General features: G+C 61.7%; 25 protein-coding genes and 2 pseudogenes. 16 read left to right on the forward strand and 11 right to left on the reverse strand.

The genetic code is table 11. The annotated features are described in order from the left end of the window. Positions 1-819 precede the first annotated feature (819 nt). Positions 820-933: pseudogene (locus C489_RS23160) on the reverse strand (twitching motility protein PilT); the annotation flags it as partial. Between the two features lie 88 nt (positions 934-1,021). On the opposite strand from C489_RS23160, the gene C489_RS19310 reads away from it, so the two are divergent. From C489_RS19310 to C489_RS19340, 7 genes are all read left to right on the forward strand, one after another. Further along, positions 1,022-2,458 (forward strand): SLC13 family permease, encoded by a 1,437-nt coding sequence (locus tag C489_RS19310; RefSeq protein ID WP_006433060.1) that lies wholly within the window; start codon positions 1,022-1,024, stop codon positions 2,456-2,458. Positions 2,459-2,557: 99 nt separating this feature from the next. Continuing rightward, positions 2,558-3,208 (forward strand): helix-turn-helix domain-containing protein, encoded by a 651-nt coding sequence (locus C489_RS19315; protein WP_006433061.1) that lies wholly within the window; start codon positions 2,558-2,560, stop codon positions 3,206-3,208. Positions 3,209-3,325: 117 nt separating this feature from the next. Next, entirely contained in the window at positions 3,326-5,236 is a 1,911-nt protein-coding gene (locus C489_RS19320; protein ID WP_006433062.1) for an ABC transporter substrate-binding protein, read from the forward strand. 187 nt (positions 5,237-5,423) lie between these two features. After that, entirely contained in the window at positions 5,424-6,419 is a 996-nt protein-coding gene (locus C489_RS19325; RefSeq protein ID WP_006433063.1) for an ABC transporter permease, read from the forward strand. Continuing rightward, positions 6,416-7,336, forward strand: coding sequence for an ABC transporter permease (locus C489_RS19330; RefSeq protein ID WP_006433064.1), 921 nt, complete (start codon positions 6,416-6,418; stop codon positions 7,334-7,336). Before C489_RS19325 ends, C489_RS19330 begins: the two co-directional genes overlap by 4 nt. Next, positions 7,333-9,435 carry a dipeptide ABC transporter ATP-binding protein gene (locus tag C489_RS19335; RefSeq protein ID WP_006433065.1) on the forward strand — a complete coding sequence of 701 codons (2,103 nt, stop codon included), beginning with the start codon at positions 7,333-7,335 and terminating at the stop codon, positions 9,433-9,435. Before C489_RS19330 ends, C489_RS19335 begins: the two co-directional genes overlap by 4 nt. A gap of 5 nt (positions 9,436-9,440) precedes the next feature. Next, positions 9,441-10,829 carry a hemolysin family protein gene (locus C489_RS19340; RefSeq protein ID WP_006433066.1) on the forward strand — a complete coding sequence of 463 codons (1,389 nt, stop codon included), beginning with the start codon at positions 9,441-9,443 and terminating at the stop codon, positions 10,827-10,829. Positions 10,830-10,839: 10 nt separating this feature from the next. Here the strand turns inward: C489_RS19340 and C489_RS22785 are convergent. The 4 genes and pseudogenes from C489_RS22785 to C489_RS19360 form a co-directional block, all read right to left on the reverse strand. Beyond that, positions 10,840-11,067: pseudogene (locus C489_RS22785) on the reverse strand (universal stress protein); the annotation flags it as partial. A 42-nt stretch (positions 11,068-11,109) separates the two neighbouring features. Continuing rightward, positions 11,110-11,544 carry an ABC transporter substrate-binding protein gene (locus tag C489_RS22790; RefSeq protein WP_338041777.1) on the reverse strand — a complete coding sequence of 145 codons (435 nt, stop codon included), beginning with the start codon at positions 11,542-11,544 and terminating at the stop codon, positions 11,110-11,112. Then, on the reverse strand, positions 11,545-12,147 hold the full coding sequence (locus C489_RS19355; RefSeq protein WP_006433070.1) for a DsrE/DsrF/DrsH-like family protein: 603 nt from the start codon (positions 12,145-12,147) through the stop codon (positions 11,545-11,547). Further along, positions 12,144-12,392, reverse strand: coding sequence for a sulfurtransferase TusA family protein (locus tag C489_RS19360; protein ID WP_006433071.1), 249 nt, complete (start codon positions 12,390-12,392; stop codon positions 12,144-12,146). Before C489_RS19360 ends, C489_RS19355 begins: the two co-directional genes overlap by 4 nt. 250 nt (positions 12,393-12,642) lie before the next feature. Here C489_RS19360 and C489_RS19365 point away from each other — a divergent pair, with 250 nt between their 5' ends. The 3 genes from C489_RS19365 to C489_RS19375 are packed head-to-tail and all read left to right on the forward strand — an operon-like array spanning position 12,643 to position 14,911. Continuing rightward, the gene (locus C489_RS19365; RefSeq protein ID WP_006433072.1) at positions 12,643-13,836 is read left to right on the forward strand and encodes an MBL fold metallo-hydrolase; all 1,194 of its coding nucleotides are present in this window, start codon (positions 12,643-12,645) and stop codon (positions 13,834-13,836) included. 6 nt (positions 13,837-13,842) lie between these two features. Next, positions 13,843-14,400, forward strand: a complete 558-nt coding sequence (locus C489_RS19370) for a YeeE/YedE family protein (RefSeq protein WP_006433073.1) — start codon at positions 13,843-13,845, stop codon at positions 14,398-14,400. Between the two features lie 49 nt (positions 14,401-14,449). Next, positions 14,450-14,911 carry a DUF6691 family protein gene (locus C489_RS19375; protein ID WP_338041775.1) on the forward strand — a complete coding sequence of 154 codons (462 nt, stop codon included), beginning with the start codon at positions 14,450-14,452 and terminating at the stop codon, positions 14,909-14,911. 197 nt (positions 14,912-15,108) lie between these two features. Here C489_RS19375 and C489_RS19380 read toward each other — a convergent pair whose 3' ends face one another. Then, a complete protein-coding gene (locus C489_RS19380) occupies positions 15,109-15,954 on the reverse strand; it encodes a universal stress protein (RefSeq protein WP_006433075.1) in 846 nt (281 codons plus the stop codon). Between the two features lie 350 nt (positions 15,955-16,304). Here C489_RS19380 and C489_RS22350 point away from each other — a divergent pair, with 350 nt between their 5' ends. The 3 genes from C489_RS22350 (at position 16,305) to C489_RS19390 (ending at position 18,006) form a co-directional block, all read left to right on the forward strand. Then, complete coding sequence (locus C489_RS22350) at positions 16,305-16,454, forward strand: DUF7512 family protein (RefSeq protein ID WP_006433076.1); 150 nt, start codon at positions 16,305-16,307, stop codon at positions 16,452-16,454. Then, the gene (locus C489_RS19385) at positions 16,455-17,495 is read left to right on the forward strand and encodes a sulfite exporter TauE/SafE family protein (protein WP_006433077.1); all 1,041 of its coding nucleotides are present in this window, start codon (positions 16,455-16,457) and stop codon (positions 17,493-17,495) included. A gap of 103 nt (positions 17,496-17,598) precedes the next feature. Beyond that, a complete protein-coding gene (locus tag C489_RS19390; RefSeq protein WP_006433078.1) occupies positions 17,599-18,006 on the forward strand; it encodes a helix-turn-helix domain-containing protein in 408 nt (135 codons plus the stop codon). Positions 18,007-18,070: 64 nt separating this feature from the next. Here C489_RS19390 and C489_RS19395 read toward each other — a convergent pair whose 3' ends face one another. Next, a complete protein-coding gene (locus C489_RS19395; protein ID WP_049891126.1) occupies positions 18,071-19,144 on the reverse strand; it encodes a CNNM domain-containing protein in 1,074 nt (357 codons plus the stop codon). Between the two features lie 484 nt (positions 19,145-19,628). Here C489_RS19395 and trxA point away from each other — a divergent pair, with 484 nt between their 5' ends. Then, positions 19,629-19,985 carry a thioredoxin gene (trxA, locus tag C489_RS19400; protein ID WP_006433080.1) on the forward strand — a complete coding sequence of 119 codons (357 nt, stop codon included), beginning with the start codon at positions 19,629-19,631 and terminating at the stop codon, positions 19,983-19,985. A gap of 306 nt (positions 19,986-20,291) precedes the next feature. On the opposite strand, the gene C489_RS19405 is transcribed toward trxA, so the two are convergent. The 3 genes from C489_RS19405 to C489_RS19415 form a co-directional block, all read right to left on the reverse strand. After that, a complete protein-coding gene (locus C489_RS19405) occupies positions 20,292-21,353 on the reverse strand; it encodes a PAS domain S-box protein (protein WP_006433081.1) in 1,062 nt (353 codons plus the stop codon). A gap of 144 nt (positions 21,354-21,497) precedes the next feature. Continuing rightward, on the reverse strand, positions 21,498-22,112 hold the full coding sequence (locus C489_RS19410; RefSeq protein ID WP_006433082.1) for a DUF7351 domain-containing protein: 615 nt from the start codon (positions 22,110-22,112) through the stop codon (positions 21,498-21,500). 108 nt (positions 22,113-22,220) lie between these two features. Then, positions 22,221-22,658, reverse strand: a complete 438-nt coding sequence (locus C489_RS19415) for a DUF6653 family protein (RefSeq protein ID WP_006433084.1) — start codon at positions 22,656-22,658, stop codon at positions 22,221-22,223. Between the two features lie 190 nt (positions 22,659-22,848). Here C489_RS19415 and C489_RS19420 point away from each other — a divergent pair, with 190 nt between their 5' ends. Together C489_RS19420 and C489_RS19425 are read left to right on the forward strand one after the other, a co-directional pair. Beyond that, complete coding sequence (locus C489_RS19420; protein ID WP_152423205.1) at positions 22,849-23,349, forward strand: hypothetical protein; 501 nt, start codon at positions 22,849-22,851, stop codon at positions 23,347-23,349. Positions 23,350-23,578: 229 nt separating this feature from the next. Then, complete coding sequence (locus C489_RS19425) at positions 23,579-24,427, forward strand: universal stress protein (protein WP_006433087.1); 849 nt, start codon at positions 23,579-23,581, stop codon at positions 24,425-24,427. A 154-nt stretch (positions 24,428-24,581) separates the two neighbouring features. Here C489_RS19425 and C489_RS21740 read toward each other — a convergent pair whose 3' ends face one another. Then, positions 24,582-25,292 carry a hypothetical protein gene (locus C489_RS21740; RefSeq protein ID WP_152423206.1) on the reverse strand — a complete coding sequence of 237 codons (711 nt, stop codon included), beginning with the start codon at positions 25,290-25,292 and terminating at the stop codon, positions 24,582-24,584. Between the last annotated feature and the right edge of the window lie 258 nt (positions 25,293-25,550).

Genomic DNA, 25,550 nt, shown 5'->3' on the forward strand with positions numbered 1-25,550 from the left:
TGTCCCAAATTCCGTCACAGCGGCATACACGGAACCTCACTGAAGACGCGATAGCCTACCGGAAACGGCTTGCTTCGGCAGCGCTGGATATGGTCATAGAACGTGTTCTATACAGACTTCTCGAGCGGAGCGATCTCGAGGAGTCGTACACATCGACAAAACTGTATGACAGTATTCTACCGTACGCGACCGATACGGATTCCGACGACGGTCGGAAACCGAGAAGAGCTAATTCATTCTCGACACATACACTATCCGGAGAGATATCGATGATATAGTCTCTCATATATTTTAATTCGTGCGATATCAATGGCTACTCGATAGCAATATGAAACCGCGCTGCCAGTGAATGGGGCAAAACCACGACAGTTACACTACCCAGACAGATTGTCAGATACGTTCAAGAAACAACGAGCTAGTAGTGACGGACTGGTGGTGAAACCCTCGAGGAGTACAGCGACAGGGCCGACGGTGGGAGGGGGACCCACCGTCGGGGCCACAGTAGGGTGTTGGTAGGTGGCTGATTGGATCGCGATCTGTCGCGCACAGCGGGTAGCGCGACGGGTAACACGTTCGGGGACACCGTTATCAACTTCTACCCGATTCCCAGTTACTCGAAATCGTCCTCGTCGGCGACCAGGGGACGAGGTCGCATTCGATGAGCGCGCCCGCGAAATCCGACAGTACGTGGTCGACCGACGGCAGTATCATGGCGTCGCTCATCGGTCTGGTCCGCACCGATCGTCCCACACGCTTTCGATACCGCTCCCGGGAAAGACTAGTCTGTGATATCGTACGCGGACGGTTCGGACGGGGCAGCTACTCCTCTCGAAGATTCGTCACTCGGAGCGTGGACTCGAGGGGGTCCGTCTGAAAATCGGAATCCGCGACGACGAGATGATCGCCGGTCGAGCGGGCGGTCGCCGCGATCAGATGACAGTGTTCTGGCGTGCGAGTGTGACGAACGACACTAGCCACCGTGTCAGCACATTCTTCAGCGGGAACGGTAACGATAGCGGTAATGAGCGATCGGCTCGAGGGACGGTCAGGAGGAAAGACGAAACTGCCGTCCCGACAAGCGGTGGGACTGCTCGTCGCGGTTTGCGTGCTCGTCGTCGGCGCGACGCTTTCCCCGCCGCCGGCGCTGACCGTCGACGGACAGCGCGCGCTGGCGGTCTTCGTGGCTGCGCTCGTCCTGTGGCTGACTCGACCCGTACCGTACGTCGTCTCGAGCGTTCTCAGCGTCGCGTTGCTGTTCGCGTTGGGGGCCGTCGATTCGTTTAGCGCGGCGGCGACGGGATTCACGTCGACGCTCGTCTTCTTCCTACTGTTGCTTCTCTTGTTGGGTGACGCGACGGCGAGCGTCGATCTCGATCAGCAGGTGGCGCGGCGACTGCTAACCGCGGACAGTACGCCGCGTGGGACGCTGCACTCGGTCGCCGGGAGTCTGCTCGCACTGGCGCTGGTGATGCCATCCGCGATGGCCCGCGCGGTAACGTTCATTCCAATCGTGAACCGACTCGGCAGTGCGTTCGAAGTCGAAGCCGACGTGGGTTTCGAACGCGGGGCGTTTCTCGTTCTCGGCCACGTCAATCCGATCGCGTCGATGGCGCTCATGACCGGCGGCGGAATGGCGTTGGTCACCTCCGAGATCGTTGGGACGACGATCCGACCGATAACGTGGGTCGAGTGGGCCGTGTTGATGGTGCCGCCGACGATCCTCCTCTACGCGTTGGCGACCCTCTGTGCGGGCCTGTTTGCGTCGGTCGACCGCAAGACAACGATTGGCCCGGACAGCGAGATGCAACTGGAGACCGACGGCGACGAAACGTCCCCGCTGACTCGTGAGCAGCGACTCGTCGGGCTCGTCCTCATCGGTGCCGTCGTGAGCTGGATCGTCGGATCGTTTGTCGGGGTTCCAACGGTACTCCCGGCTGTCGCCGCGGTTATGGTGCTCTCCGTGCCGTCCGTCGGCGTCATTACGTCGGAGGATATCGCGGCGGTGAACTGGGGAATCATCTTCCTCATCGGCGCGATGTTGTCGATCCTCGACGTGCTAGACACGACCGGTGCCATCGAGGCTGTCATCGACGTTCTCACGCGGTGGGTTCCGTTCGAACTGCTCGTTCACTGGCAGATGATCGCGGTGCTGGTCGCCATCGCCGTCGGGATCAGGGTCATGTTTTCGACGGGGTCGGCGGCGATCGTCGTCGCGCTCCCGATCGTTCTCGAGTTCGCGGATGCGTTCGGAATCGACCAACTGCCGCTCGCGCTGACCGTGTTGCTGGTCGTTGGTTCGACGACGATCCTGCCGTTCAACACGACGGCGGTGCTGGTCTCGATGGATCGAGGGCCGCTATCGCACCGCGATGTCGCTTCGTTCGGTATCGTCACGATGGTACTGTCGGCGGGGGTCGCCGCCCTGTCGTGGCTCGTTTACTGGCCGCTGGTAACCTGAGCGGGACAAGCGTGAGCTATATATGAACGGGCCGGACTCTTCCCTGTAGGTGGGTCGCCAATTCTACGTGTTGAGTTCACTACCGTTCCGACAGGCGTGATGGCGAAGCTCCAGCAGGAGCTAGATGACGTCCGAAGCATCGAACTCGACAACGCGTTCTACGTCGAGGACGGCACGTGGATCGAGTCGCTGACCGTCGCGTCGAACGCCGAGTTCGACCCAGAAGCGATCCTCGAGGACATCCCCGGTGCGTCGCTGTTCTACAGCAGCGAGATTCCGACTGGATCCGACGAACTCGAGATTCGCCGGCTCACGATCCTAGCCAAGGAATCGTATCCGTTCATCCTGAGTTTAGTTCTTCGTCAAGAGGCGATTCCGAACCGTATCGTTCTCCAGAACGGCGTCTTCGAAGTCGTGACGACGACACGCGACTGGGACCAGTTCCGGTCGATGGCCGACGAAGTCCAAGAGACCCTCGGCGAGTTCGAACTCCTATCGGTGACCCAAAACGAAGAGCCGGGCGAGCCGCTCGATAGCGGCCGGTTAACGGAAGTTCTCGTCTCGAAGCTTACCGACGAACAGTTGGCGGTGCTCGAGACGGCGTACAATAGCGGCTATTTCGAGATCCCTCGGGAGGCGTCGGCGACGGATCTCGCCGACGAACTCGACGTCGCCCAGTCGACGGTGAGCGAACGACTTCGGACCGCCGAGCGGACGTTGCTCGAACTCATCTACGGTCCGCGGGAGTGACCGGAAATCCGAGTTCGCCTCGAGCCTGCGTTTTCATCCGCCCCGACTTAAAGTTCGATAGCTATCGAGGCCGATAGGGAGTAAACCAAACCTAGTGAGTCCGTAACGTGGGGGTGGATGACGACGCAAGAAAATCATGAGGGTTCTGCCACAGGGGTTGGCAACGGACTCACGCGCCGCGGCTATCTCGTCACGGCCGTCGGGGCGCTCGGAACGAGCGCACTGGCCGGCTGTAGCGCCAGTCGCGGTGAGAGTCTCGAGCCGGAGGTGCCTGACGGCGTTCCGGAGACCGTCGACACGAAGTACTGGCGCGAGTGGGAGACCGTCGACGCGGACTCGCCGCCGCTGGACTACAGCGCAACGGCCGGCGCGGTGCTCGACCGCTTCCCCGTGGAGTTCTCGAGCGAGGACGACCCGTGGATGCGCGAACACGCGTTGATGGTCCAACGCGGGCTCGACGATCTCGGGATCGCGACCACGCTTAACGACCGTCCGTTGAACCAGCTGTACGCACAGAGCTGGACAGCCAACGGGCTCGAGGCGATAATCTCGATGAGCACACACGGGCCCGACCCGCAGCGAGGGCTCGATCCGAACCCGCTGTTGATGCGCCGGACCGAGGGATCGCTCTCGAACTACGATAACTACTACCACCCGGAACTACAGGAGGTGCTCACCGAGCAGGCACAGACGACCGAGCGGGCCGAGCGCGAGGAACTCGTCGATCGGGCACAGGAAATATTCGCCGAGGACGTCGGGGCACTCATCACGCTCTTTCCGGACATCATCACGGCGGTGAACACGGAGCGGTGGAGCGGCTACGTGGAGACACCGGGCAACGGCCCGACGATGGATTCGTTCGTCTGGACGGAGGTCAATCTCCAGCCTGAGACGGACAACCGGACCTACGTCAAGGGCGTCACCACGTCGATGAACTCGCTGAACCTGCCGTGGGCCGCCGGCGGCGCGGAGGCCAATCGACTCACGTTCATCTACGATGGCCTGTTCGACGCAACGCCGGATCTCGACGTGGTCCCCGCGCTGGCGACCGGTGGCGGGTTCGTCGACGACACGACCGTCGAACTTGAACTCCGCGAGGGCGTCGAGTGGCACGACGGTGAGGCGTTCACCGCCGAGGACGTGAAGTTCACCGTCGAGCTGTACGACGAATACGCCTCGACGAGCCAGGTGCCGTTCTACGAGCCGATCGAATCCGTCGAGGTACTCGGCGATCACGAAGTGCGGTTCAACCTGTCGAACCCCGACGCGTCGTTCATGACCCAGCGGGTCGTCCGGAGCGTCATCCTCCCGAAACACCGGTGGGAGGATATCGACAACCCATCACAGCACAACCCGGACGCCCCCGTCGGTACCGGCCCCTTCCAGTTCGAAGACTGGGAACAGGGGACCCGGTTCGAGGCCTCGCGCAACGAGAGTCACTGGATGTTCAACGACGACTGGCGCGCTGACGCCCTCGGTGAACAGGCCGAACGCGGCCCCGGCGTCGAGAACGTCATCTGGATCAACGTGAGCAACGTCGACGCGCTGATCGGCTCGCTCGAGAGTGGCGCAATCGATGCTATCGGGACGAATCTCTCGGACCTGCAGGCCGACCGCGCGGCCAACACCGATGGGATCGAGAAGATGTCGACCGGAAGCTATGCGCCGCTGGACGCGAAGCTCATGTTCTCCTGTCCGCCGATCCGAGACAAGGAGTTCCGCGTCGCACTGGCGAAGGCGGTCGACTCGCAGGGGTTCGTCGAGGACTTCCTCCAAGGGCAGGCGACAGTCCCGGCCGGCGAGAACCCGATCTCGCCGCTCACCCAATGGCACAACGGCGAGACGACCGGCTACAGCTACGATGTCGAAGAAGCACGAAATATCCTCGAGCGGGCGGGCTACACGTGGGATGGCGACGGCAACTTGCGGTTCCCCAACGGCGACGCGTGGGGAGCGTTCGTCGAGCGACTCCAGCCCGGGAACACCAACAAGCGCCGCTCGGACCTCGACCAGTCAGATTTCTCATGAACAGCCAGCTACCAATGGACTACACCACCGACCGTTTCCCGCGACCGACGCGAGGGCGGACCCGATTCAAGGCGAACCGACACCCCGACCGCACCGCCGCTCGACCCGGGCGCACATCCCTCGAGTGTGACGGCGCGGCCGATGCAACGACGCGACCGGCGACCGGTATCGTGGCGGGTGAGAACCGATGAGCAAGTTCCAGCGGTTCCTGCTCAAGCGGCTCGCGATTTCGGTCCTCCTGACGGTGGTCGCGGTCTCGGTCATCTTCGTCGTCCTCCGGCTCCTGCCGGGGAGTCCCTTCGAGGCGCTCGTCACGTCGGGGAACCTCAATCAGGAGCAGATAGACGAGATCCGGGCGATGTACGGGCTTGATCAATCGATCTGGAAACAGTACGTCAACTATCTCGGGAGCCTACTGACCTTCCAGTTTGGCTACTCCATCCTGCGGAGCCAGCCGGTCTGGGATGTCCTCGAGCCGCGGCTGATCAACTCGCTGATCCTGCTGGTACCCGCACTGGTGACCACGGCGGTCCTGAGCTCCGTGCTCGGTATGTACGCCGGCTGGAACCGGGGCAGCCGCCTCGAAAAGGCGAGCATCGTCTCGACGACGTTGCTGCGCTCGACGCCGGTGTTCATCACGGCGATCTTCTTCATCATCGTCTTCGCGTACAATCTGGAGATCGTCCCCGCGCTCGGGATGCGGTCGATCCGGGCGACGCCGGACGGCTACCTCGAGACGTTCGTCTCGCTGGACTTCCTCCATCACTACCTCTTGCCGTTTACCGTCGCCGTCCTCTACTACAGCGGCGACTTCCTGCTGTTGGCCCGCAACGGCGTCGTCGAGAAGCGCGGCTCGGAGTTTCTCAAACTCCACCGAGCGAAGGGCCTCTCGGAGATGGAGCAACTGGCCCGCGCGGGTCGCAATTCGATGCTACCCATCCTGACCTACTTCACGCTCCGACTGGGCATGATCTTCCAAGGACTGATCCTGCTCGAGGTGGTCTTCAGCTGGCCCGGTATCGGTCGCGAACTCGTCCTGGCCATCCAGCAGCAGGACTACCCGCTGGTACAAGCAGCGGTCTTCATCATGGCGCTGGCGGTCATCATCGCAAACCTCGCCGCCGATGTCCTCTACGCGTACTTCGATCCGACGGTCTCGACTAGCGGAGGTGGCTCAGCATGAGTACCGAAACGAAACCCAAGGCGGAGCTGTACAAGCGCGTTGACGCGCTGTGGACGACGGTTCGCGACCAGTTCGCGTTCCTGCGACAAGATCCGATGGCCTTCGGCGGCATGCTCGTCGTCGCGGCGTTCGTGTTCCTCGGACTATTCGGCCCGTTCCTCGCGCCCCACGATCCGATCGAGCACACCGTTCGCGGCGACGGCGGTTCCGTACTCCGACTCGCCGCTCCGAGCGCTGACGCGTTCTTCGGGACGACGGCCTACGGCAAGGACGTGCTGAGCCAGTTCCTCGCCGGTGCACGGCCGACGCTCATCGTCGGCCTGTTCGGCGGGCTGGGCACGGGCGCGCTCGGCTTCACCGTCGGTGTCGTCAGCGGCTACTACGGCGGCTGGGTCGACGAACTCCTGATGCGACTGACCGACCTGACGTTCTCCCTGCCGTTCATGCCGATGGCACTGTTGCTGCTGACGTTCATGACGCCGAACATCTGGCTGATCACGGCGATCATCGCCGCGTTCCTCTGGAAGATGCCGGCGCGGGTCGTCCGCTCCGAGGTGCTGTCGGTCCGCGAGCGGACGTTCGTCAGGTCCGCTCGAGCCAGCGGTGCGAGTAACCTGCGAACGATGCTGTACCACGTCGCGCCGAACGTGTTGCCGATCGGATTCCTCTACACCGCCTACGGTGTCGCGTGGGCGATCGCCGCGCAGGCGAGTCTCGCCTTCCTCGGCTTCGGCGATCCGACGATGACCAGTTGGGGTCGGATGCTCCGGCAGGTGTTCGCGTCGGGCAACATGCGCGTCGCATGGTGGTGGGTGCTCCCGCCCGCGATCGGTATCGCCGCGATAACGACCTCGGTGTTCCTCATCGGCCGCGCCTACGAGGAAGTCATCAACCCCGAAATCCAGACCGACCAATGACGCTACTCAACGTCGAAAACCTGAAAGTCACGTACGCAACCGACGACGAACCAGTCCACGCCGTCAACGACGTCTCCTTTAGCATCGACGAGGGCGTCAACTACGGCCTCGCCGGGGAGTCCGGCTCCGGGAAGTCCACCGTCGCGGAGGCGCTACTAGGACTGCTGCCCGGCAACGGCACCGTCGAGAGTGGGACGATCGAGTTCAACGGAACCGATCTCACCTCGCTCTCGGCGGCCGAACGACGGGATATCCTCTGGGAGGATATCGCCTACATCCCCCAGAGCGCGATGGACTCGCTCGATCCCGTGATGTCGACCGGCGACCAGATCTCACAGGCGATCCATACCCACCGCAACGTCAGCGATACGAAGGCCCGCGACCGCGTCCGCGAACTGTTCGAGATCGTCGGGCTGGATCCCGATCGGATCGACGACTACCCCCACGAGTTCTCCGGCGGGATGCGCCAGCGAGTCACCATCGCGATGGCCCTAGCCCTCGAGCCGGATCTCATCATCGCCGACGAGCCGACGACCGGGCTGGACGTCATCGTCCAAGACAAGATCATCGACAAGATCCTCGAGATCCAAGAGCGGATGGACAGCTCGCTGTTGCTGATCACCCATGAGATCGGCGTCATCGCCGAAACCTGCGACGACCTCTCGATCCTCTACGGCGGGAAGGTCATGGAGCAGGGCAGCGTCGACAACGTGCTCGTCAATCCGACCAACCCCTACACGATGGGACTGAAAAACTCCTTCCCGGAGATCGAGGAAAACGAGGACCCCGTCACTATCCCCGGCTCCCCACCGAACCTGAACGGGGAGCCGACGGCTTGTGTCTTCGAGGATCGCTGTCCGTTCGCCACCGAAGAGTGCGGGGAGTCCCATCCCGACCTCGTCGATCTGCCCAACCGCAACCACCGCTCGGCCTGTCACCGGGTCAAGGAGGCGGCCCAACTGCGGCGAGACGCCGACGATCCGGCGACGTGGAACATTCCCGATGACGTCGACGAGGGCTCCGACCGCGGCGAGGTCATCCTCGAGACGGACGGCCTCGAGAAACACTACGAGCAGAGCCAGCCGCTACTGGACAAGGTCCGCGGCGAGGACCCCGACTACGTGAAAGCCGTCGACGGCGTCTCGCTGTCGGTCCGTCGCTCCGAGGTGCTTGGCGTCGCCGGCGAGTCCGGCTGCGGGAAGTCGACGCTGGGCGAGACGATGGCCCTGCTCGAGGATCCGACCGGGGGCGAGTTCACGTTCGATGGCGAGCCCTACGAGTACTATCAGGACGGCAACCTCCAAGAGTTCCGGCGGAAAGTCCAGATCATCTTTCAGGACCCCTTCGACTCGCTGAACCCCCGTCAGACCGTGCGAAAGCTCGTCGGGGAGCCGCTGACGATCCACGACTACCGGACCGACGAGAAAGAGCAAGCGATCGTCGAGACGCTCGAAAAGGTCGGACTGACCCCCGCCGAGAAGTTCCTCGATAGCTATCCCCACGAGCTCTCCGGCGGGCAGCGCCAGCGCGTCGCAGTCGCCAAAGCGCTGGTGCTCGATCCGGATTTCCTGATCTGCGACGAGCCGGCGTCGATGCTCGACGTCTCGCTGAAGGTCAACCTGCTGAACCTGTTGCGCGGGTTGGCCGACGCGGAGGACATCGGGATCGTCTACATCTCCCACGACCTCGCGAGCCTGACGCAGGTGTCCGATCGACTGGCCATCATGTACCTCGGCCGCATCATCGAGGAGGGCGAGGTCGACCGCATCGCGGCCCGGCCCGAGCATCCCTACACGTCGTCGCTGCTCTCTGCCGCGCCGGAGAAGGATCCGACGGCCGATCGGACGCGGGTCCTGCTCGAGGGCGAGCCGCCGGATCCGGTCGATCTCCCCTCGGGCTGTGCGTTCGCCCCGCGCTGTCCGAAGGCCGAGGAGTCCTGTTGGGAGGCCGAACCGGCCATCGACGAAACCGGCGACGAGGACCACCGAGCGGCGTGTTACTTCCCGGAGAGCGAGGACGGACCCGAGCCGTCGGGGGCGTCGGCGGTAGACGAACCCGAGTTCTCGGGGTCGGCAAACACCGATTCGGTGGGTGACTGATCGGCATGTCCGGCCTCGAGACCGCGGTGAGACGGGGCCTCGTCGACATCGATAGTGCGGCGCTCGTCTCGGAAGCCGTCGGCGTCGATCCGTCGACGAACCTCGTGGCCGGCATCGGCGTCGGGACGCTGCTGGTGTTGCTCGTGTTGTCGGCGTTTTTCTCCTCGGCGGAGATCGCGATGTTCTCGCTCGCCCACCACCGGATCGAGGCGCTCGTCGAGGAGGGACGGCCGGGTGCCGAGACCGTCCAGTTGCTGAAGAGCGATCCCCACCGGCTGCTGGTGACGATCCTCGTCGGGAACAACCTCGTCAACATCGCGATGTCGTCGATCGCGACCGGACTGTTCGCGATGTACGTCGGGCAGGGACAGGCGATGGCGGCGGCGACGTTCGGCGTGACCGCCGTTGTTCTCCTCTTCGGCGAGAGCGCGCCGAAGTCCTACGCGATCGAGAACACGGAGTCGTGGGCCCTCTCGGTCGCTCGGCCGCTGCAGGTCTCGAAGTACGTGCTGTATCCGCTGGTCGTTCTGTTCGATACGTTGACCCGCTTGGTCAACCGCCTGAGCGGCGGCGGGACCGCCGTCGAGTCGTCGTACGTGAGCCGCGAGGAGATCCGGGAGTTGATACGGACCGGCGAGAACGAGGGGATCATCGAAGCCGACGAACGCGAGATGCTCCAACGGGTGTTCCGGTTCAACGACACCATCGCCAAGGAGGTGATGACGCCGCGGCTGGACGTGACCGCCGTCCCCCGCACGGCGACGCTCACCGAGGCCGTCGCGAAGTGCGTCGAGAACCGTCACACCCGCCTGCCGGTCTACGAGGGCGACCTCGACACGATCGTCGGCGTCGTCGAACTCGGCGACCTCGTCCGCGACGACTGGGACGGCGTGGCGGCCGAAGACGCCTCGATCGAGGCCCGCATCGAGGAGACGCTACACGTGCCGGAGAGCAAACACGTCGACGAACTGTTCCGCGAGATGCGCACCGAGCGGGTCGAACAGGTCGTCGTGATCGACGAGTTCGGGACGACCGAAGGGATCGTCACGACCGAAGACATCGTCGAGGCGGTCGTCGGCGAGATACTCGACACCCAAGAGGACGAACCCGTCGAAGTCGTCAACGAACGGACTGTCAGGGTCAACGGCGAGGTAAACATCGAAGCCGTCAACGACGCCCTCGAGATCGAGTTCCCGGAAGGCGAAGAGTTCGAGACGATCGCCGGCTTCGTGTTCAACCGCGCCGGCCGACTCGTCGAGCCCGGCGAGACGTTCGCGTACGACGGCGTCGAACTGACCGTCGAACGCGTCGACGATACGCGAATCAAACGCGTCCGAATCGACAAACTGGATCCGTCGGTTGCTGACGGTTCGGGAGTCGCCGCCTCAAGTTAGCCGACCGATCCTATTCTCCGCCGCCCGACATGACCGTCACGACCGGACGGTCGACCTCGGGCAGGAGCGATTGGGTCGTGCTCCCGAACAGCGCCTTTCCAGTCAGCGATCGCTTTCTGCCGCCGATCACGGTGTATTCGGCGTCGATATCGGACGCGACATCCAGAATCGACGGGACCGGATCACCGATGCGTCCGACCGCCGATCTCGAGATGATATCGGCGTTCTCGAGCGTTTCGACGACGACTTCGTTCGCGACGTTCGCCGCGGCGTCGGCGCGCTAGGATTCCAGGTCATAGCCGGTCTTGACGACGGCATCGTGTTCGCTCGTCACATCGACGGCTGCAAGTATCGACAGACCTGAACGTTTGCGCCCCACATTCGTGCCATCACGGATTCGGGGGCCGCCAACGCCGCCGGTCCAGCCGGCGTCCGAGAGCAGCCTCCGGGCCCGATCCGGATCGTACGGGGTCCGGTCGGGATCCGGATTCGCCCACTCCGTGATCGACGGGGACACGGCGGGATTACAGATGCAGTTGAGCAGCGACTCGGTGATCGTCTCTCGATCGATCGCGAAGGAGACGACCCGCCGAACCCGTTCGTCGTCGAACAGCTCCGAATCGGGAACGCGTCCGCTTTGGTTCCGGCTCTTACTGCACTTGGCGAGTGGCTCGATCGTATCGATAGGATGTAACGAAGAATCCGAACGAGCGATTCACACGAGGAGTTGAACGTCCGATTCGGCCATGTGCTGCAGGGCGGTCGCAGCGCCGACGCCGACGGTGACATCGTCGTAGAGGTCGTCCTCGTCGTACCCCAGCAGATCGACGGTCATCTGACAGGCCTGGAGATCGACGCCCTGCTCGAGGGAGAGGTCGATGAGTTCCTCGATCGTCGCGGTGCCGTTCTCGTCGATTTTCTTTGCCATCATCCGCGTCGCCATCCGGTCCATTCCGGGGAGAGCGGCGATCGAGTTCGGCAGCGGCATGTTCGGGTTGCCGACCGCCGACAGCTGCAGGTCCCTCGATTTCTCCTCGTGAAGGATGTCGAGTCCCCAGAACGTGTGGAAGACGACGACGTCCCAGCCGAAGGCGGCCGCCGTGCTCGCGAGGATCAGCGGTGGATAGGCCATATCGAAGCTCCCCTTGGTCGCAACGATGGTCATCTTCTTTTGGTCGTCGTCCACGTCCGCTTCCGCGAGCGACGCCTCGAGTTCCGCGACGCGCTCGCGCAATGCCTGCAACTCGCCGGCGTCGAAGTCGGGGTCGGGCTCCGTGTCGGTCCCGTCGGCCGCTGTCGTTGGATTGTCCGTACTCATTCTTCCGTCTTCGTCACGTAGTGGGTGTAGCGATCATCCCCCTCGACCTGCTCGAGGAGTTCGACGCCGGCGGTGCCGTCGGCCCACCCCTGAATGTCGCTCACGCTGCCCGAGTCCGTCGCGACGACCTCGAGCACGTCACCGGCCTCGAGATCGTCGATCGCCTGCTTGGTCTTGACGACGGGAATTGGGCACGACTGTCCTGTCACGTCTAGGGTCTCCGCGGTCTGGTAGTCCGAACTCATTGTTTTGTGCCCCGTATTGGAGCTATCACACAATATTGATTGTAGCGTCATAAGGACATCGGTTATTGTGCAATACACAAATATCTCTCTCGGTGCCGACACAGGGGTATCCGGCTATAGAGCCATTTAGATCCAAAATAAGGGGATAAAATCGACCCACACCAGCTTACTGAGCGAATTGTATTGTGTGTATTGTGGGATACCATAGAAATCCTTAAGTGCCCGTAACCGATACTGGAGCCCGTACAACATGGACGACATGGATCTACCGATGCCGGATGCCGAAGTCGAATCGGTCAGCCCGGGCGAGCTGAAAGAACGCATCGACGCAAGGGAGGCAGTCACGCTCCTCGACACCCGCATGGAATCGGCGTACGACGAGTGGCATATCGATGGCGAGACAGTCGAGTCAATCAACGTCCCGTACTTCGAATTCTTGGACGAGGAGATCGACGCCGACGTTCTTGAACGGATTCCCGACGATCGCGAAATCACGGTGGTCTGTGCGAAAGGCGGCTCGAGCGAGTTCGTCGCCGCGACACTGCAGGAACGGGGGTACGACGTCGATCACCTCGAGGGCGGGATGAACGGCTGGGCGCGCATCTACGAGCGCGTGGAAATCGAGCGCTACGACGGTGCCGGAACGCTCTACCAGTACCAGCGCCCCTCGAGTGGCTGTCTCGGATACCTCGTTGTCGACGGGACGGAGGCGGCCGTGATCGATCCGCTGCGCGCGTTCACGAGTCGGTACCTCGAGGATGTCGATGAGTTCGACGCAGAGCTAACGTACGCGATGGATACGCACGTTCACGCGGACCACATCTCAGGGGTCCGCGCGCTCGACGCCGTCGGTGTCGAAGGTGTTATTCCCGAGGCGGCGGTCGACCGCGGCGTCACATACGCCGAGGAGGTGACGCTGGCTGCGGACGGCGACGAGTTCGAGGTCGGCGACGCGACGATCGAGACCGTCTCCACGCCCGGCCACACCTCCGGGATGACCTCGTATCTGATCGGCGATTCGTTGCTCGCCACCGGCGACGGTCTCTTCGTCGAGAGCGTGGCACGCCCCGACTTAGAGGACGGCGACGACGGCGCACCCGAGGCCGCGCGTCAGCTCTACGAGACGCTACAGGAGCGCGTGCTGCCGTTGCCCGCCGACACCCTCGTCGGTGGCGCACACGTCAGCGACGAAGCCGAGCCGGCCGACGACGGGACGTACACGGCACCGATCGGCCAACTCATCGAGAGAATGGACGTCCTGACGATGGACGAAGCCGAGTTCGTCGAGTTGCTCCTCTCGGACATGCCGCCCCGCCCGGCCAACTACGAGGCCATCATCCCGACGAACCTCGGCCAGCAAGAAGTCGACGACGAGGAGGCGTTCGCGCTCGAGCTCGGTCCGAACAACTGTGCCGCGAGCCAGGAATCGCTCGCCGGTGACTAACGCCCAATGGTAGCTGACCTAGTCACGCTCGAACTGGTCGCCGCGCTGTTCCCCGAAGGAATCGGCCGCTACGCCGTCGGCGGGGTACTCGTGGGTCTCGGTACGGTCGTGATCTACGTCGGGACCGGGATCCCGGCCGGGGCGAGTACGTTCCTCGAGTCGACGCTGTCGTACGGCTCCGAGCAGTCGCGCTTCCAGCAGTACGTCTCGTCCCGGGACTGGCGCGTCGTGTTCACGCTCGGCATCGTCTTGGGCGGACTGGCGTTCGCAGCGACGGTCCAATCCGGGGTGATCACGACCTCGCTCTACCAGCCCGGAACGACGGGCGAGCTCTACGAGGTCGGCGGCCTGACGCTTTGGTCGACCGACGTGCAAGCCTGGCGGCTGTTGGTCGGCGGCGTGTTCGTCGGGATCGGCACCCGACTCGGCAAGGGGTGTACGTCCGGCCACGGCGTCTGCGGCGTCGGCTCGGCGTCGAAGACCTCGATCGTCGGCGTCGTGACGTTTCTAACGGTCGCGATCGTGACCGCACAGCTCGTCGCAACGGTGGGGGTGAGTCCGTAATGTGTGAGACGATTACGTCTCGAGGTGGTGAACGGCGAGGTGACGAGCCGTGAGTCGGAATCGACATCCCCTGTTCATGCCGTTGGTCCTCGTCGGCGGCCTGCTCTTCGGGTTCGGGCTCGGATTCAGCCAGATGGCGCGTCCGGAAGTCGTGCTGAATTTCCTGCAGTTCGAGGACTTCGGACTGCTGTTCGTCATGTTCGGCGCGGCGATCGTCTCCGGGATCGCGTTCGCCGTAATGCCCCGACTCCGTGACAGTGCGCCGCTGACGGGCGACCCGTACGAACGCCGACTGAAGCCGTTCGACCGGAACGTCCTGATCGGCGGCGGGATCTTCGGCGTCGGCTGGGGGCTCTCGGGGATCTGTCCTGGCGCTGCCTACGCCAGCCTCGGCGTCGGCAACGTTTCGATCTTGTGGGCGCTTGCCGGTATGTTCGCCGGCGCGTACCTACAGGGCGTCTGGCGCAGCAAGCACACCGCGGCAGACGCGGCCCCGGCGGGTGCCGACTAACGTCTCTCGAGGGTCGAGGCCGCAAACCCAGCGGTTCGGCCACGACCAGATCACGGAACGAGACGACTGTTCGCAGTCCCCGCTCTCGCGAGCCTGGTAGCCACGCGGGTATCGACACTGGCCGTCTCCGCTCGTATTGCGACATCTCTCGTCGCGAGCGCTCGCGGCGCGTCGAACCGATTCGGGTCGTCGCTGTGTCAGGCCGTTCGCTCCGGCGGGACGAGCAGTACGTTCCCGTGTGCCCGCGCGACGATGTCTTCGGAGACGCTGCCGAGCAACAGTCGGCGGAGCCGGCTGTGACCGCGCGAGCCGACGAGGACCGTCGTCGGATCGTACTCGACCTCCGCAGCGAGGATCTCGTCGGCGGGATCGCCCCGCCGGACCTCGGTTCGCGTCTCGATTCCCCACTCCTCGAGCTGGGTCGCCAGCTCCGCCAGTCGCGCTTCGGGGTCGACAGCCTCCGGAAGCCCCGGGTCTTTCGGCGTTTCGACATGAACGAGCGTCGCCTCCCACGTCGCGTGACGGAGGTACGAGAACGCCTCGAACGCCCGCTCGGCGTTCTCCGAGAAGTCCGTCGCGTACAGCATCCGTCGGAACAGGTGTTCGCGAAGGACGTCCGGCTCGTCCGCCGCGCGTTCGACGCGATTGACAAGCAGTGGAACGACCGTCGTTCGCGCGAGATTGCGTGCGGTCGAGCCGATCACGCGGTTCTCGAGCGGGCTCTCTCCTCGCGAACTGATGACCGTGAGGCTAGCGCCGATCGCCTCCGCGACCCCGTTGAGACGACGATGGGGTGTGCCGCGGACGACGTGTGCCTCCACGTCGAAGCCCGCGTCTTCGATGACGCGACGGTAGCGTCCCAGTGCCCGCTCGCGTCGCTTTTCGAAGTCGATTCCGGGCATTCCACCGTGAACGTTCGACGGAATCACGGTCACGAGGTGGAGTTCCTCGACGCCGATTCGGCCGAGACACTCGAGGCAGGTCTCGCTCTCGATCGTCGCCTCGCTGGCGGCGGAGAGGTCGGTCGCACAGATCGCTTTCATACAACGCGTAGGAAGCAGCGCCATAATATTGTTTGGGCGAATCAATATTAACTCCGAAATCACGATGGAGTTCCGATTCGTCGGTTCGCGATGACGTTCGTCGCGACAACCTATAAGATGCGGTAGTATTTTGGCCGAGTCGCGCTATCCGCGCCCCAGTAGCGGAGACGGTCGACTACCCGATGTCAGTATCTCCGTAACGTATTCGAATATTCTCGTTGGATAGTCGTGAGATAGACTGCAGTAATATTGTATAGTATTCCCAAAAGCATTATAGCCATCCTCCGGGTAGACGATACCGAGCAGAAAACCATGTTACGCACACAACCGAACCGCGGTGGTCGATCCCAATGATCGACCTCGCTGGGTCTTCGTCAGCAGTACAGGCAAGCGCGCTCGTCGGCACCGTCCTCCTCGAAGCGTTCGTCCTCTACGTCGGGTACGGCGCGCTCGAGTCCGTCGTCGCAGCCACACTCATTCAAGCGATCGAAGACAGATAGATGGAACTCCTCGGAATCGCACTCACGACGCTCGTGCTGTTCGTGGGCTTTGGCTTTATGATCGGCATTCTGTTCGGATTCTTCGGAATGGGCGGGTCGTTCCTCGTCACGCCCGCGTTGCTCGTGATGGGGTATCCCGCCAGAGTCGCCGTCGGGAGCGGGATGGCGTTCGTCTTCGGAACCGCCGTCATCGCGACGCTGAAACACCGCGACCTCGGACAGGTCGACTACAAACTCGGCGCGCTGATGATCGCCGGAACGACGACCGGCATCGAAGTCGGCAGTCGACTGGTCTATCACCTCGAAACACTGGGGCTCGCCAGCGGCGCGATCGGTGTCACGTACGTCATCCTGCTGGGTGTCGTCGGGCTATTCGTAACCCGGAACGCGCTCAAAACCGACGGTGGAGACGGCTCGAGCGACGGTCCCCACGAGCGGTCGGACGAGGAGTTCGATCCGGACGCAATTCCGGATGTCGCGAAGACGATTCAGTCCTACCGCGTGCCGCCCATGATGACGGTCGCAGGCGGGATCGACGTGTCGCTATGGGTGGTTCTGGCCGTCGCGTTCGCGACGGGCCTGCTATCGGGCTTTCTCGGCGTCGGCGGCGGGTTCATCAAGATGCCCGCGATGGTCTATCTCATCGGTGTCCCAGTTCCCGTCGCGGTCGGAACCGACCTGTTCGAAATCGTCTTCTCGGGTGGGTTTGGCGCGTTCACCTACGGACTCAACGGCGGCGTCGACCTCTCGATCGTCGCGCCGCTGCTCGCCGGGAGCGCGCTGGGTGCCCGGATCGGGTCCGCCGCGACGACCATCGTCGACGAAGACGACATCGAGATCTATTTCGGGCTGATGCTGCTGGGCGGATCGGTCGCCGTGGCGTTCCAGCAGGCCGGCGACTACTTGGCGATCGAGGCGTTCAACACGGTCGGTTTCGCCCTGATCCTGCTTTCGGCGTTTACGGTCGGCGGGGCCGTGATCTACAGCACCGTCACCGCGGTCCGAAAGCGGTCGAAGTCCTCTGCGGCGTCCGCAGAGTAACGTCACAGCGGACCGCTCGTTGCCGTCCCGTATCGGCTCATTGAGATTGCACAATATTCACACAACCCTTATGCCGGTACGGGCCCTACCACGCAGTAGTAAAATGGCAAACTCGATGGCAGAGCAACTACAGCAGGACATGGAGTGTGAGGGGCTGCTGGAGTGTATCCACGGGCTCAAACAACTCGACAAGGACTGCTTCCGCGTACTGGTCGAGAGCGAGGAAGCGCTGACGATCGACGAGGTCGCCGACCGAGTCGACCGCGAGCGTTCGACCGCGTACCGCTCGATCCAGCGACTGCTCCAGAGCGGATTCATCCAGAAAGAGCAGATCAACTACGAAAAGGGCGGCTACTACCACGTCTACTACCCGACGGATCCAACCCAGATCGCCAACGATATGCAGCGGATGTTAAACGACTGGTACGCGAAGATGGGGCAACTCATCCAGGAGTTCGAGGACAAGTACGAACACGCCGAGGCCAACACCGAAGTCCCCGCCGAGAGCTGATCCGATCGGCCGCCGAGAGATCGAGCGGGCCACGAAAACGCAACCGATCCGTTTCGATCGGCGCTTATCGGTGCCGATCCGGGACGAAATCCACCGTATCGAGCGGATCCTCGAACGCGCCGACCAGTTCCTCGAGGGCGTCCGTCGCCGTGAGGAGGCCGACGATCTCGCCGTCGGCTTCGACGAGCGCGAGTTCCTGATGGGCCGCTTGAAATTCGTCGATGGCGTCACTAACGGGCATATCGGCGACGAGCGTGTTCGGCGGTGTCGCGAGGTCGTCGAACATTACCGTTCCGTTCCGGAGGGCGTCGATCCTGTCGACGACCGTCGGAACGTAGACGATTCCGACGAACGCCTCGGGTTCGTCATCGATCAGTGGGAAGCGCGTGTGAGGGCTCGACCCGATCCGCTCGAGGTTCTCCTCGACCGACGCCGTCCGCGAGAGAAAGACGACGTCTTCGATGTCCGTCATAGCGTCCTCGACGGGACGTTCGCCGACGGTCAGTGCATTGATGATTTCCTCGCGCCGTTCGTCGGGGAGGTTGCCCCGTTCGAGGACGGACGCGAGCCGGTTCCGGAGCTCGGCCCGGGTCTCGATGATCTCAGTTTCGGTCTCGAGCCACGCGCCGGTCATCTCGATACCGAAGCGTCGAAGCGTCCACTTCGCGACCGCGTCGCCGAACCAGATGACGGGCGAGAGCAGCCGTGCGAACCAATACAGCGGTGTCGCGCCGTATTTCGCGACGAACTTCGTTCGCTCGACGCCGAGGTAGGTCGGTGTCTGTTCGCCGTGCGTGAGATGGAGGAGGTTGATAATGACGAATGCGAGAACGGCACCGGCTCCCGCGGATGCGACGGTCGTGTTCTCGAACAGCGGGCTAACGAGCGTCGCGAGGGCCGGTTCGGCGACGATGCCGACGGCGATACTCGTCGCACTGATCCCAACTTGACAACTCGTGAGATAGATCTCGAGGTCGTCGGTCATCTCCCACGCTCGCCGGAGCCCCGGTTCGTCAAACGCCGATTCCGGGTACTGTCTGACGCGAGTGAGGGCGAACTCGATCGCGACGAAGAAGGCGTTCGCGAGTATCAGCCCCATCCCGGCGAACAGCCTGAGACCGATTTCGAGGGAGTTCACTCCGGCGGGGCTTCGCCCCAGCGTTCCATAAGAACACCGTCACTTCCTGCACTCTGAGAACTCCGTCGCCGGTGGCACGATCGATCCAACGCGTACACCATGAGTTCCCCGGCACGGCCAGCAGTACCGTCCCCACCTGCCTGACGGCAGCAGACTCGAGTGCAACGATCACGGCGAAGCACAAGAGAGTACGATGCACGATTCGATACGTGATTCCGCAATTTAGCTGCGGGACGATGCTGGCACGTGGTCGCCATGGCCGCGTCGCCACCGTCGGCTCCGTCTGGCCATAATTGCCAATTAAACGCACAACAATAGCTGAATTTCGAAAAAGATGGTCCCCGTATTCCGCGTTGTTATCAAGTATTACCGCCGCCTTCGTTTCAGTTTTGAACTAACACAGTATGTACCCGTCAGCTCTCAAGGCCACTGTATTGTGCAATACACACAAACTTTAAGCGCCCTCGATCCGTACGTGGGAGTGATGACGACTGATACACGCGGCGGTGCCGACCAGTCGATGAACGAGCCACTCCCCATCGAGGGCGAAGCCCACCTCGAGGAGGTCACGGCGAAACACGACGTAGTTCTCGTCGACTTCTACGCCGACTGGTGTGGCCCCTGTCAGATGCTCGAGCCCGTTCTCGAGGGACTGGCCGACGAGACCGAGGCCGTGGTCGCGAAAGTCGACGTCGACAGCCACCAGCAGCTCGCGGGATCGTACGGCGTCAGAGGCGTTCCGACGCTCGCGCTCTTCGCGGACGGGGAGCAGGTCGAACAACAGACTGGCGCGCTCCCAGCAGATCGGCTCCGCGGCCTGATCGAGAGATACACCGAATGAACGTGGCGGCTCCCCGGCGACGGCCGCGGTGTCGATCCGCTAAAACGGGAACACCCGTCTCTCCGTCACTGAACTGAAAACGGATTGAATGGCCGGGAGACAGCGGGTCGTCCAGCGGCCGTGGACACACGGCCGGTTCCCTTTACACACCTCGATACCGAAGCGACGATCCAGTACACGAATCGCAAATAGCAAGAGTTCGGCGAACTGAACGACATCGAACTGCGACCAGATACGATCGAGACGAACGATACAGTACTGGTGTGGAACGGATCACCCGTGCAGATTTCGAGACGGCTGCGGATTCTAAATATGGAACTCGAAGCGGGCACCGCCGCTCTCGCTGTCACGAAGTCGTACCTGCCATCCGTGACCGTCAGCGATTCGCTTGATGATCGAGAGTCCTAACCCGGTGCCGTCGGAACTGGTCGTATACCCGTGCTCGAAGACGGTCTTTCGCTCTTCGTCTGGTATGCCAGCCCCGTTGTCCTCGACGTAGAACCCGTCGCCGTCCGCGAGGGGTCCGACCTGAACGGTCACGGAAGCGCCCCCGTGTTCGACGGCGTTGTTGAGCAGGTTTTCCAGCAACGAACTGAGGCGGCTTTTATCCGCCTCCACCGTTATCGGTTCGTCTTCGAGCACTAATGTCGCGTGGCCCGTATCGACCCATCGCCACGCTTCTGCGACGGCTTTCCCGAGGGCGACTGATTCAATCGTCCCCAGCGATTTTTCTTCTTGCGTGAGCGTGAGCATGTCGTCGTGGAGGTTCTGAATCCGAGTAATGGCGTCCGCGATCTCGTCTAGTTCGTCCCGGTCGATGTCCTCCGCGAGGAGTTCCGTATATCCCTGCGCGATATTCACCGAGTTTTGTAGATCGTGCGAGAGGACGCTCGCGAACTCTTCAAGCCGTTCGTTCTGTTCCCGTAGGACCTGCTCGTTTTGCTTTCGCTCGGAGATGTCCCGGAAGATGCCCGTGAACAACCGAGTACCGTCGTACTCGTGTTCGCGGAAGCTGATCGAGACTGGGACTTCGTGCCCGTCTTTGTGTACCGCGGGGAGTTCGACACCGCCCCAATCGATGTTCTTCTCGCCGGTTTCGATGTATCGCTCGAGTTGCCGTTTGTGGACGTGTTGGAGCCGTTCGGGGATGACTTCCAGTTTGGAACTTCCGATCAACTCGTCGGGACGATAGCCGAGAATGTCTTCGATCGCGGGGTTTGCGAAGACGATTTCGCTGTGTTCATCGATCGTCAGTATGCCATCTGACGTGTTTTCGAGCAGCGTCTGGAAAAAGCGGCCATCGATGTTCGAGGCGAGAGAGGGAGAAGAGAAACGAGCCTCAGACGTCGATGATTCGGGGTTAGCCATCTATGCGTGGTTTAGGTGTATACCGGTTAAATATTTGCCCTCCAACCGAAATTATACACGATTGTTTTATTCCCGAGTGGAATAGTTCAACGTCAATGCTGTGCGTATTCCGCTTCAGCATAATACAAGGTGGATCCTCCGATCTCAAGGAGCGAGCGAAGTGAGCGAGTAGGTCGGAGAGGAAACCGACGGAAGATGACGCAACCACAGAACAGTTGCTTCCGGACACATCCCCCGTCGGATCTGCCTGAAATCTGCCGTACTCTGGAATTTCACGCTCCGAATCAGTTCGTCACCGTCGCGCGTCTCGACCTGTGCGGGCGTTATCGGCTGCCCCGTTACCTGCTGGTCACAGGCCGTACAGTCGATACGGAAGAACTGGTGGGACAGCCTCGCCTCGAGCGCTTCCGCCCCGCAAAAAAGACACGTCCCGGCGACCGGTTCCGGACCGAACGACGCCGGCCGCTCGTAGTTCCGCGAGAGAATGAACCGGACGATCCGTTCTCCGGCATGGGAAAGCGAATACCCGTCGTCGCGTTTCCGCAGGTAGGTTCCCGCGAGTTCACCGAGGTGATACGAGAGTTTCGACGTGTTCTCCACCGCAACACGCTCGTAGATTTCGGAAAACGCGAGTTCAGCGGCCCCCGAGCCGACCTGCTCCCGCTCGGACTGTGCGACGGCGACGGCGCGAAGAATATCGATCCGGGTCTCGTCGGCGAGCAGGCGAAAGATATCCGCGGCGGAACGATCCTCCGTCATGGGTCCGGTAGTCGCTTCCACTTCCGCGTCGGTATTGAAACCCCCTGCCAGTCCCCGTTAGACAGCGGTCGCTGCGTACAGCGGAGCAACCAGCGAGCGGCTCGTCAACTAGCGGTCGGTCTCGACATCGTACTCGCGGACGAGTTCGCCGACGTACCAGAATTTGAGCAGCATCGACCCGGCTCCGGCGAGTGCGGTTCGAAGCGGTTGCCGGCGAGACGCTGCGAAAATCGCGTAGAGAGTGACCGGGATGTTGACCGTGTTGAGAACGTTCGGATACGTGATTCCGAGGACACCGCGGTCTCGGTCCTTCCACCATCGCTCGGCGAGGACCACGCGGGTCATCCACGCTTCGTCGGTTTCCGGCGGCGAGAACAGCAGCGGATTGAGGACGGTGAACGCCACGACCGCCGCCGCCATCTTCCACTCCCGATGGTAAATCGCGTAGAGTAGTGCGGGGAGCACTACCGTGCGACTCCAGCCGCTCTTCGGATTGGAATGTCGCCGCCAGAACGTCTCCTCGAGTCGGTGTCGATCGGATACCACAGCACTAGTCGGTACCGGCCGCCAGAGCATAGATCCCCCTGTCGCAACTGACGAACTGCGCTGTCGGCGAACGGACCTCGAGCACCCCGTTTCGCGAATCGATCGGTCGTCGATGACACGTGATCGAACGCACGTTTTTAACTGTTTGAGTCCGTAGCTCCGAGAGAGCCGATCGAACGGAGAACATACCGTGCAAGAAAAGCTATCTACTGCGGTCGATGGCGTATCGCGACGATCAGTGCTGACCGGCGGGGTCGCCGTCGGCGTCGGAACGATCGCAGGGTGTCTCGGCGAGACAGGCGAAAGTGGGGACGAAAACCAAGAAACCGACGACGGCGACCAGCGAGGCGATGTCGGAAGCGACGTGAGCGACGAAACGAGCGCGCTCGCGACGGAGATGGTCGACGCGATCGACGGCGATCTCTCGGTGGCCGAATGGCATCTACACGATATGTTCGTCCCCCAGTACACCGACAGCACCGGCGTCGACGGAGACATCCGGATTCTCGGCGACGCGTACGCCGACATCGTCGATCAGGGGTTCGACCGACAATCGATGCCGACCGCTCTCGATGAGGACGGGATCACGGATTTCATGGTCTTTCTCGAGCCCGAATGGGCGACCGCGTATCTCGACGGCGACTGGACGAAAGAAGAGTATTACGCGGAGATCAAAGCATCCCAGCACTGATCCGAAACCCGGACCGCGCTCCTCGTTCGGCGTCGATCCGAGATCACCTCGAGAAAGGAGATGCGTCGCAGTTCGAGACACGGTCGCGTTCGTCAGTCCTCGCTCTCGTCCGAAGCGACGAGATTCGCCACCCTGTCTCAGCCGAACTGGACGACGATCGCCGCTCCGAACAAATCCGTCTCCGAGAGGTCAAGGTGTATACCGGATCGGAACGTAGGCACCGACTGTCATGTACGACCGCATTCTCGTTCCCGTCGACGGGAGCGATTCCGCGACAGTGGCGCTGGACCACGCACTCGAGATCGCGGCCGACCACGACGCGACCGTGACCCTCCTCTACGTCGCGGACACGAACGAGCCGAGTCAGACCCGGATCGGGACCGACGTCGTCGACGTCCTCGTACGCGAGGGCGAGGAAATCGTTTCCGACGCCCGCGAACGGGCGGCGGACCGCGACGTTCCCGCAACCACGGATGTCGTACAAGGCGGGCCCGCCGACGCGATCGTCGACTACGCCGAACGGAAAGATGTCGATCTCGTGGCGATGGGAACCCACGGACGCGACGGCCTCGAGGGCTACGTCATCGGAAGCGTTGCGGAGCGCGTCGTCAACGCAGCGCCGATGCCCGTACTGACGGTTCGTGCGACCGACGACACCCCGACGTACCCGTACGAATCCGTCCTGGTCCCGTCCGACGGAAGCGACCACGCGGGGATTGCACTGGAGTTAGGGGCGGACACGGCAACCCGAAACGACGCGACGGTACACATTCTTACGGTTCTCGAGGAGCAACTGTTCGGCTCGCTCATCGATCGGACCGACCGCGAGGATCGCGCAGTGGACCTCCTCGCGGACGCCGAATCGACGGTAACCGATCTTGGCGTCGACGACGTCGTGACCGCCGTGGAAACGGGATCGGTCCCGGACCAGATTACGACCTACGCCGACAGAGAAGGGATCGACCTCGTCGTCATGGGGACCCACGGCCGGACCGGACTCGACGAACACTTTCTGGGGAGCATCACCGAACGGGTGCTTCGCAGTGCCTCGAGTCCCGTTCTGACGACGAACCGATAATCGGATGGCTATAGTAGCCACTGAAATGCAGTTATCAGAATAGGTCTCGGCCTCTCCGGATGTCGTCGAGATTGGCCCGCTGAATAGAGGTCAGACACATACTGTTCAGTAGAGATTGTGAAAATAGTTCCGAGATATGAGTGGTAGTACCAACTCACCAGGGGCAGGGCGCAGGGTCACCACCTACTCGTCGTGTTACAGCCACTGAAATGCTTGAATTCTCTTCTTGTATATAGAGAATAGTGGGAGTATGAGTATAATGACTACTGCCGATTTGAAAGATCTCTGTAATATTCTCTCTTCCTTCGATAGCAATATCGAACGTATATCGTCCATATTTACGACCAGTTAGAATGTTTGGACGAACACTCTTATCCTCATAATCGGTACTATACGGATTTACTTTCTCCTGAATACGAATGTTCTGTTCTTTATTTACTACCCTACCCTCATATTCGACTGTGATAGAAATAGTTAGTGTGTCAGCTACAGATTGATAGATCGAAAGATTCACTGGCTCATCATACTGCGGGGTTGTTTTCTCAAATTGTAGAGTCGTTTCCTTGAGTGGGAAAACACCGTTTGTATCTACTATGGGAGAAAAATAATCGTCATCTTTTTCAATCGCTTGTAGCTCTGGAGCGTCAATCTTTTCCCACAATAATTCTCCTCTTGTTGAGTATTGTCCTTCCTCAAATGCTATATCAACCTCATCTTTGACGCCTTCTGGAAGTTGTAAATAGGATACGACTCGCGCATTACATGGCTCGTAATTTCCTTCACTACCATTATTTCGTCCACCGATACATCCAGAGATGGTAGCTATACTCGCGGTAACTACAGCAAGAAGTGTCCGCCTATTCATGAATATAGATCGTAATACAATCGGTAAGTGCTTTCGGAAGTGTAAACCTCAGTTCGCAGACATAGTTATCGGATGCGCTGTGTCCGAGAACTCAGAGAGGGCCGGATAGGAATCGTGAATTGGCGGTAAGTACAGGCGGAGCAGTGTTGCACTCACTGCGAGCGAACGCAGTGAGTGAGCGGGAAATCCAGACCTGGCACGTCGTCAAGTAGAATTCGAGGTCGTCGGTCATCTCCCACGCGAGTCGCAGGCCCGGGT

This window comes from Natrinema versiforme JCM 10478 (assembly GCF_000337195.1).
Classification (GTDB): domain Archaea; phylum Halobacteriota; class Halobacteria; order Halobacteriales; family Natrialbaceae; genus Natrinema; species Natrinema versiforme.

Bases quoted from the DNA above. Each gene is read 5' to 3' on its own strand.
- C489_RS19310 (WP_006433060.1), top strand. From the start codon at position 1,022: ATGAGCGATCGGCTCGAGGGACGGTCAGGAGGAAAGACGAAACTGCCG.
- C489_RS19315 (WP_006433061.1), top strand. From the start codon at position 2,558: ATGGCGAAGCTCCAGCAGGAGCTAGATGACGTCCGAAGCATCGAACTC.
- C489_RS19320 (WP_006433062.1), top strand. From the start codon at position 3,326: ATGACGACGCAAGAAAATCATGAGGGTTCTGCCACAGGGGTTGGCAAC.
- C489_RS19325 (WP_006433063.1), top strand. From the start codon at position 5,424: ATGAGCAAGTTCCAGCGGTTCCTGCTCAAGCGGCTCGCGATTTCGGTC.
- C489_RS19330 (WP_006433064.1), top strand. From the start codon at position 6,416: ATGAGTACCGAAACGAAACCCAAGGCGGAGCTGTACAAGCGCGTTGAC.
- C489_RS19335 (WP_006433065.1), top strand. From the start codon at position 7,333: ATGACGCTACTCAACGTCGAAAACCTGAAAGTCACGTACGCAACCGAC.
- C489_RS19340 (WP_006433066.1), top strand. From the start codon at position 9,441: ATGTCCGGCCTCGAGACCGCGGTGAGACGGGGCCTCGTCGACATCGAT.
- C489_RS19355 (WP_006433070.1), bottom strand. From the start codon at position 12,147: ATGAGTACGGACAATCCAACGACAGCGGCCGACGGGACCGACACGGAG.
- C489_RS19360 (WP_006433071.1), bottom strand. From the start codon at position 12,392: ATGAGTTCGGACTACCAGACCGCGGAGACCCTAGACGTGACAGGACAG.
- C489_RS19365 (WP_006433072.1), top strand. From the start codon at position 12,643: ATGGACGACATGGATCTACCGATGCCGGATGCCGAAGTCGAATCGGTC.
- C489_RS19370 (WP_006433073.1), top strand. From the start codon at position 13,843: ATGGTAGCTGACCTAGTCACGCTCGAACTGGTCGCCGCGCTGTTCCCC.
- C489_RS19380 (WP_006433075.1), bottom strand. From the start codon at position 15,954: ATGAAAGCGATCTGTGCGACCGACCTCTCCGCCGCCAGCGAGGCGACG.
- C489_RS22350 (WP_006433076.1), top strand. From the start codon at position 16,305: ATGATCGACCTCGCTGGGTCTTCGTCAGCAGTACAGGCAAGCGCGCTC.
- C489_RS19385 (WP_006433077.1), top strand. From the start codon at position 16,455: ATGGAACTCCTCGGAATCGCACTCACGACGCTCGTGCTGTTCGTGGGC.
- C489_RS19390 (WP_006433078.1), top strand. From the start codon at position 17,599: ATGGCAAACTCGATGGCAGAGCAACTACAGCAGGACATGGAGTGTGAG.
- trxA (WP_006433080.1), top strand. From the start codon at position 19,629: ATGACGACTGATACACGCGGCGGTGCCGACCAGTCGATGAACGAGCCA.
- C489_RS19405 (WP_006433081.1), bottom strand. From the start codon at position 21,353: ATGGCTAACCCCGAATCATCGACGTCTGAGGCTCGTTTCTCTTCTCCC.
- C489_RS19410 (WP_006433082.1), bottom strand. From the start codon at position 22,112: ATGACGGAGGATCGTTCCGCCGCGGATATCTTTCGCCTGCTCGCCGAC.
- C489_RS19425 (WP_006433087.1), top strand. From the start codon at position 23,579: ATGTACGACCGCATTCTCGTTCCCGTCGACGGGAGCGATTCCGCGACA.
- C489_RS21740 (WP_152423206.1), bottom strand. From the start codon at position 25,292: ATGAATAGGCGGACACTTCTTGCTGTAGTTACCGCGAGTATAGCTACC.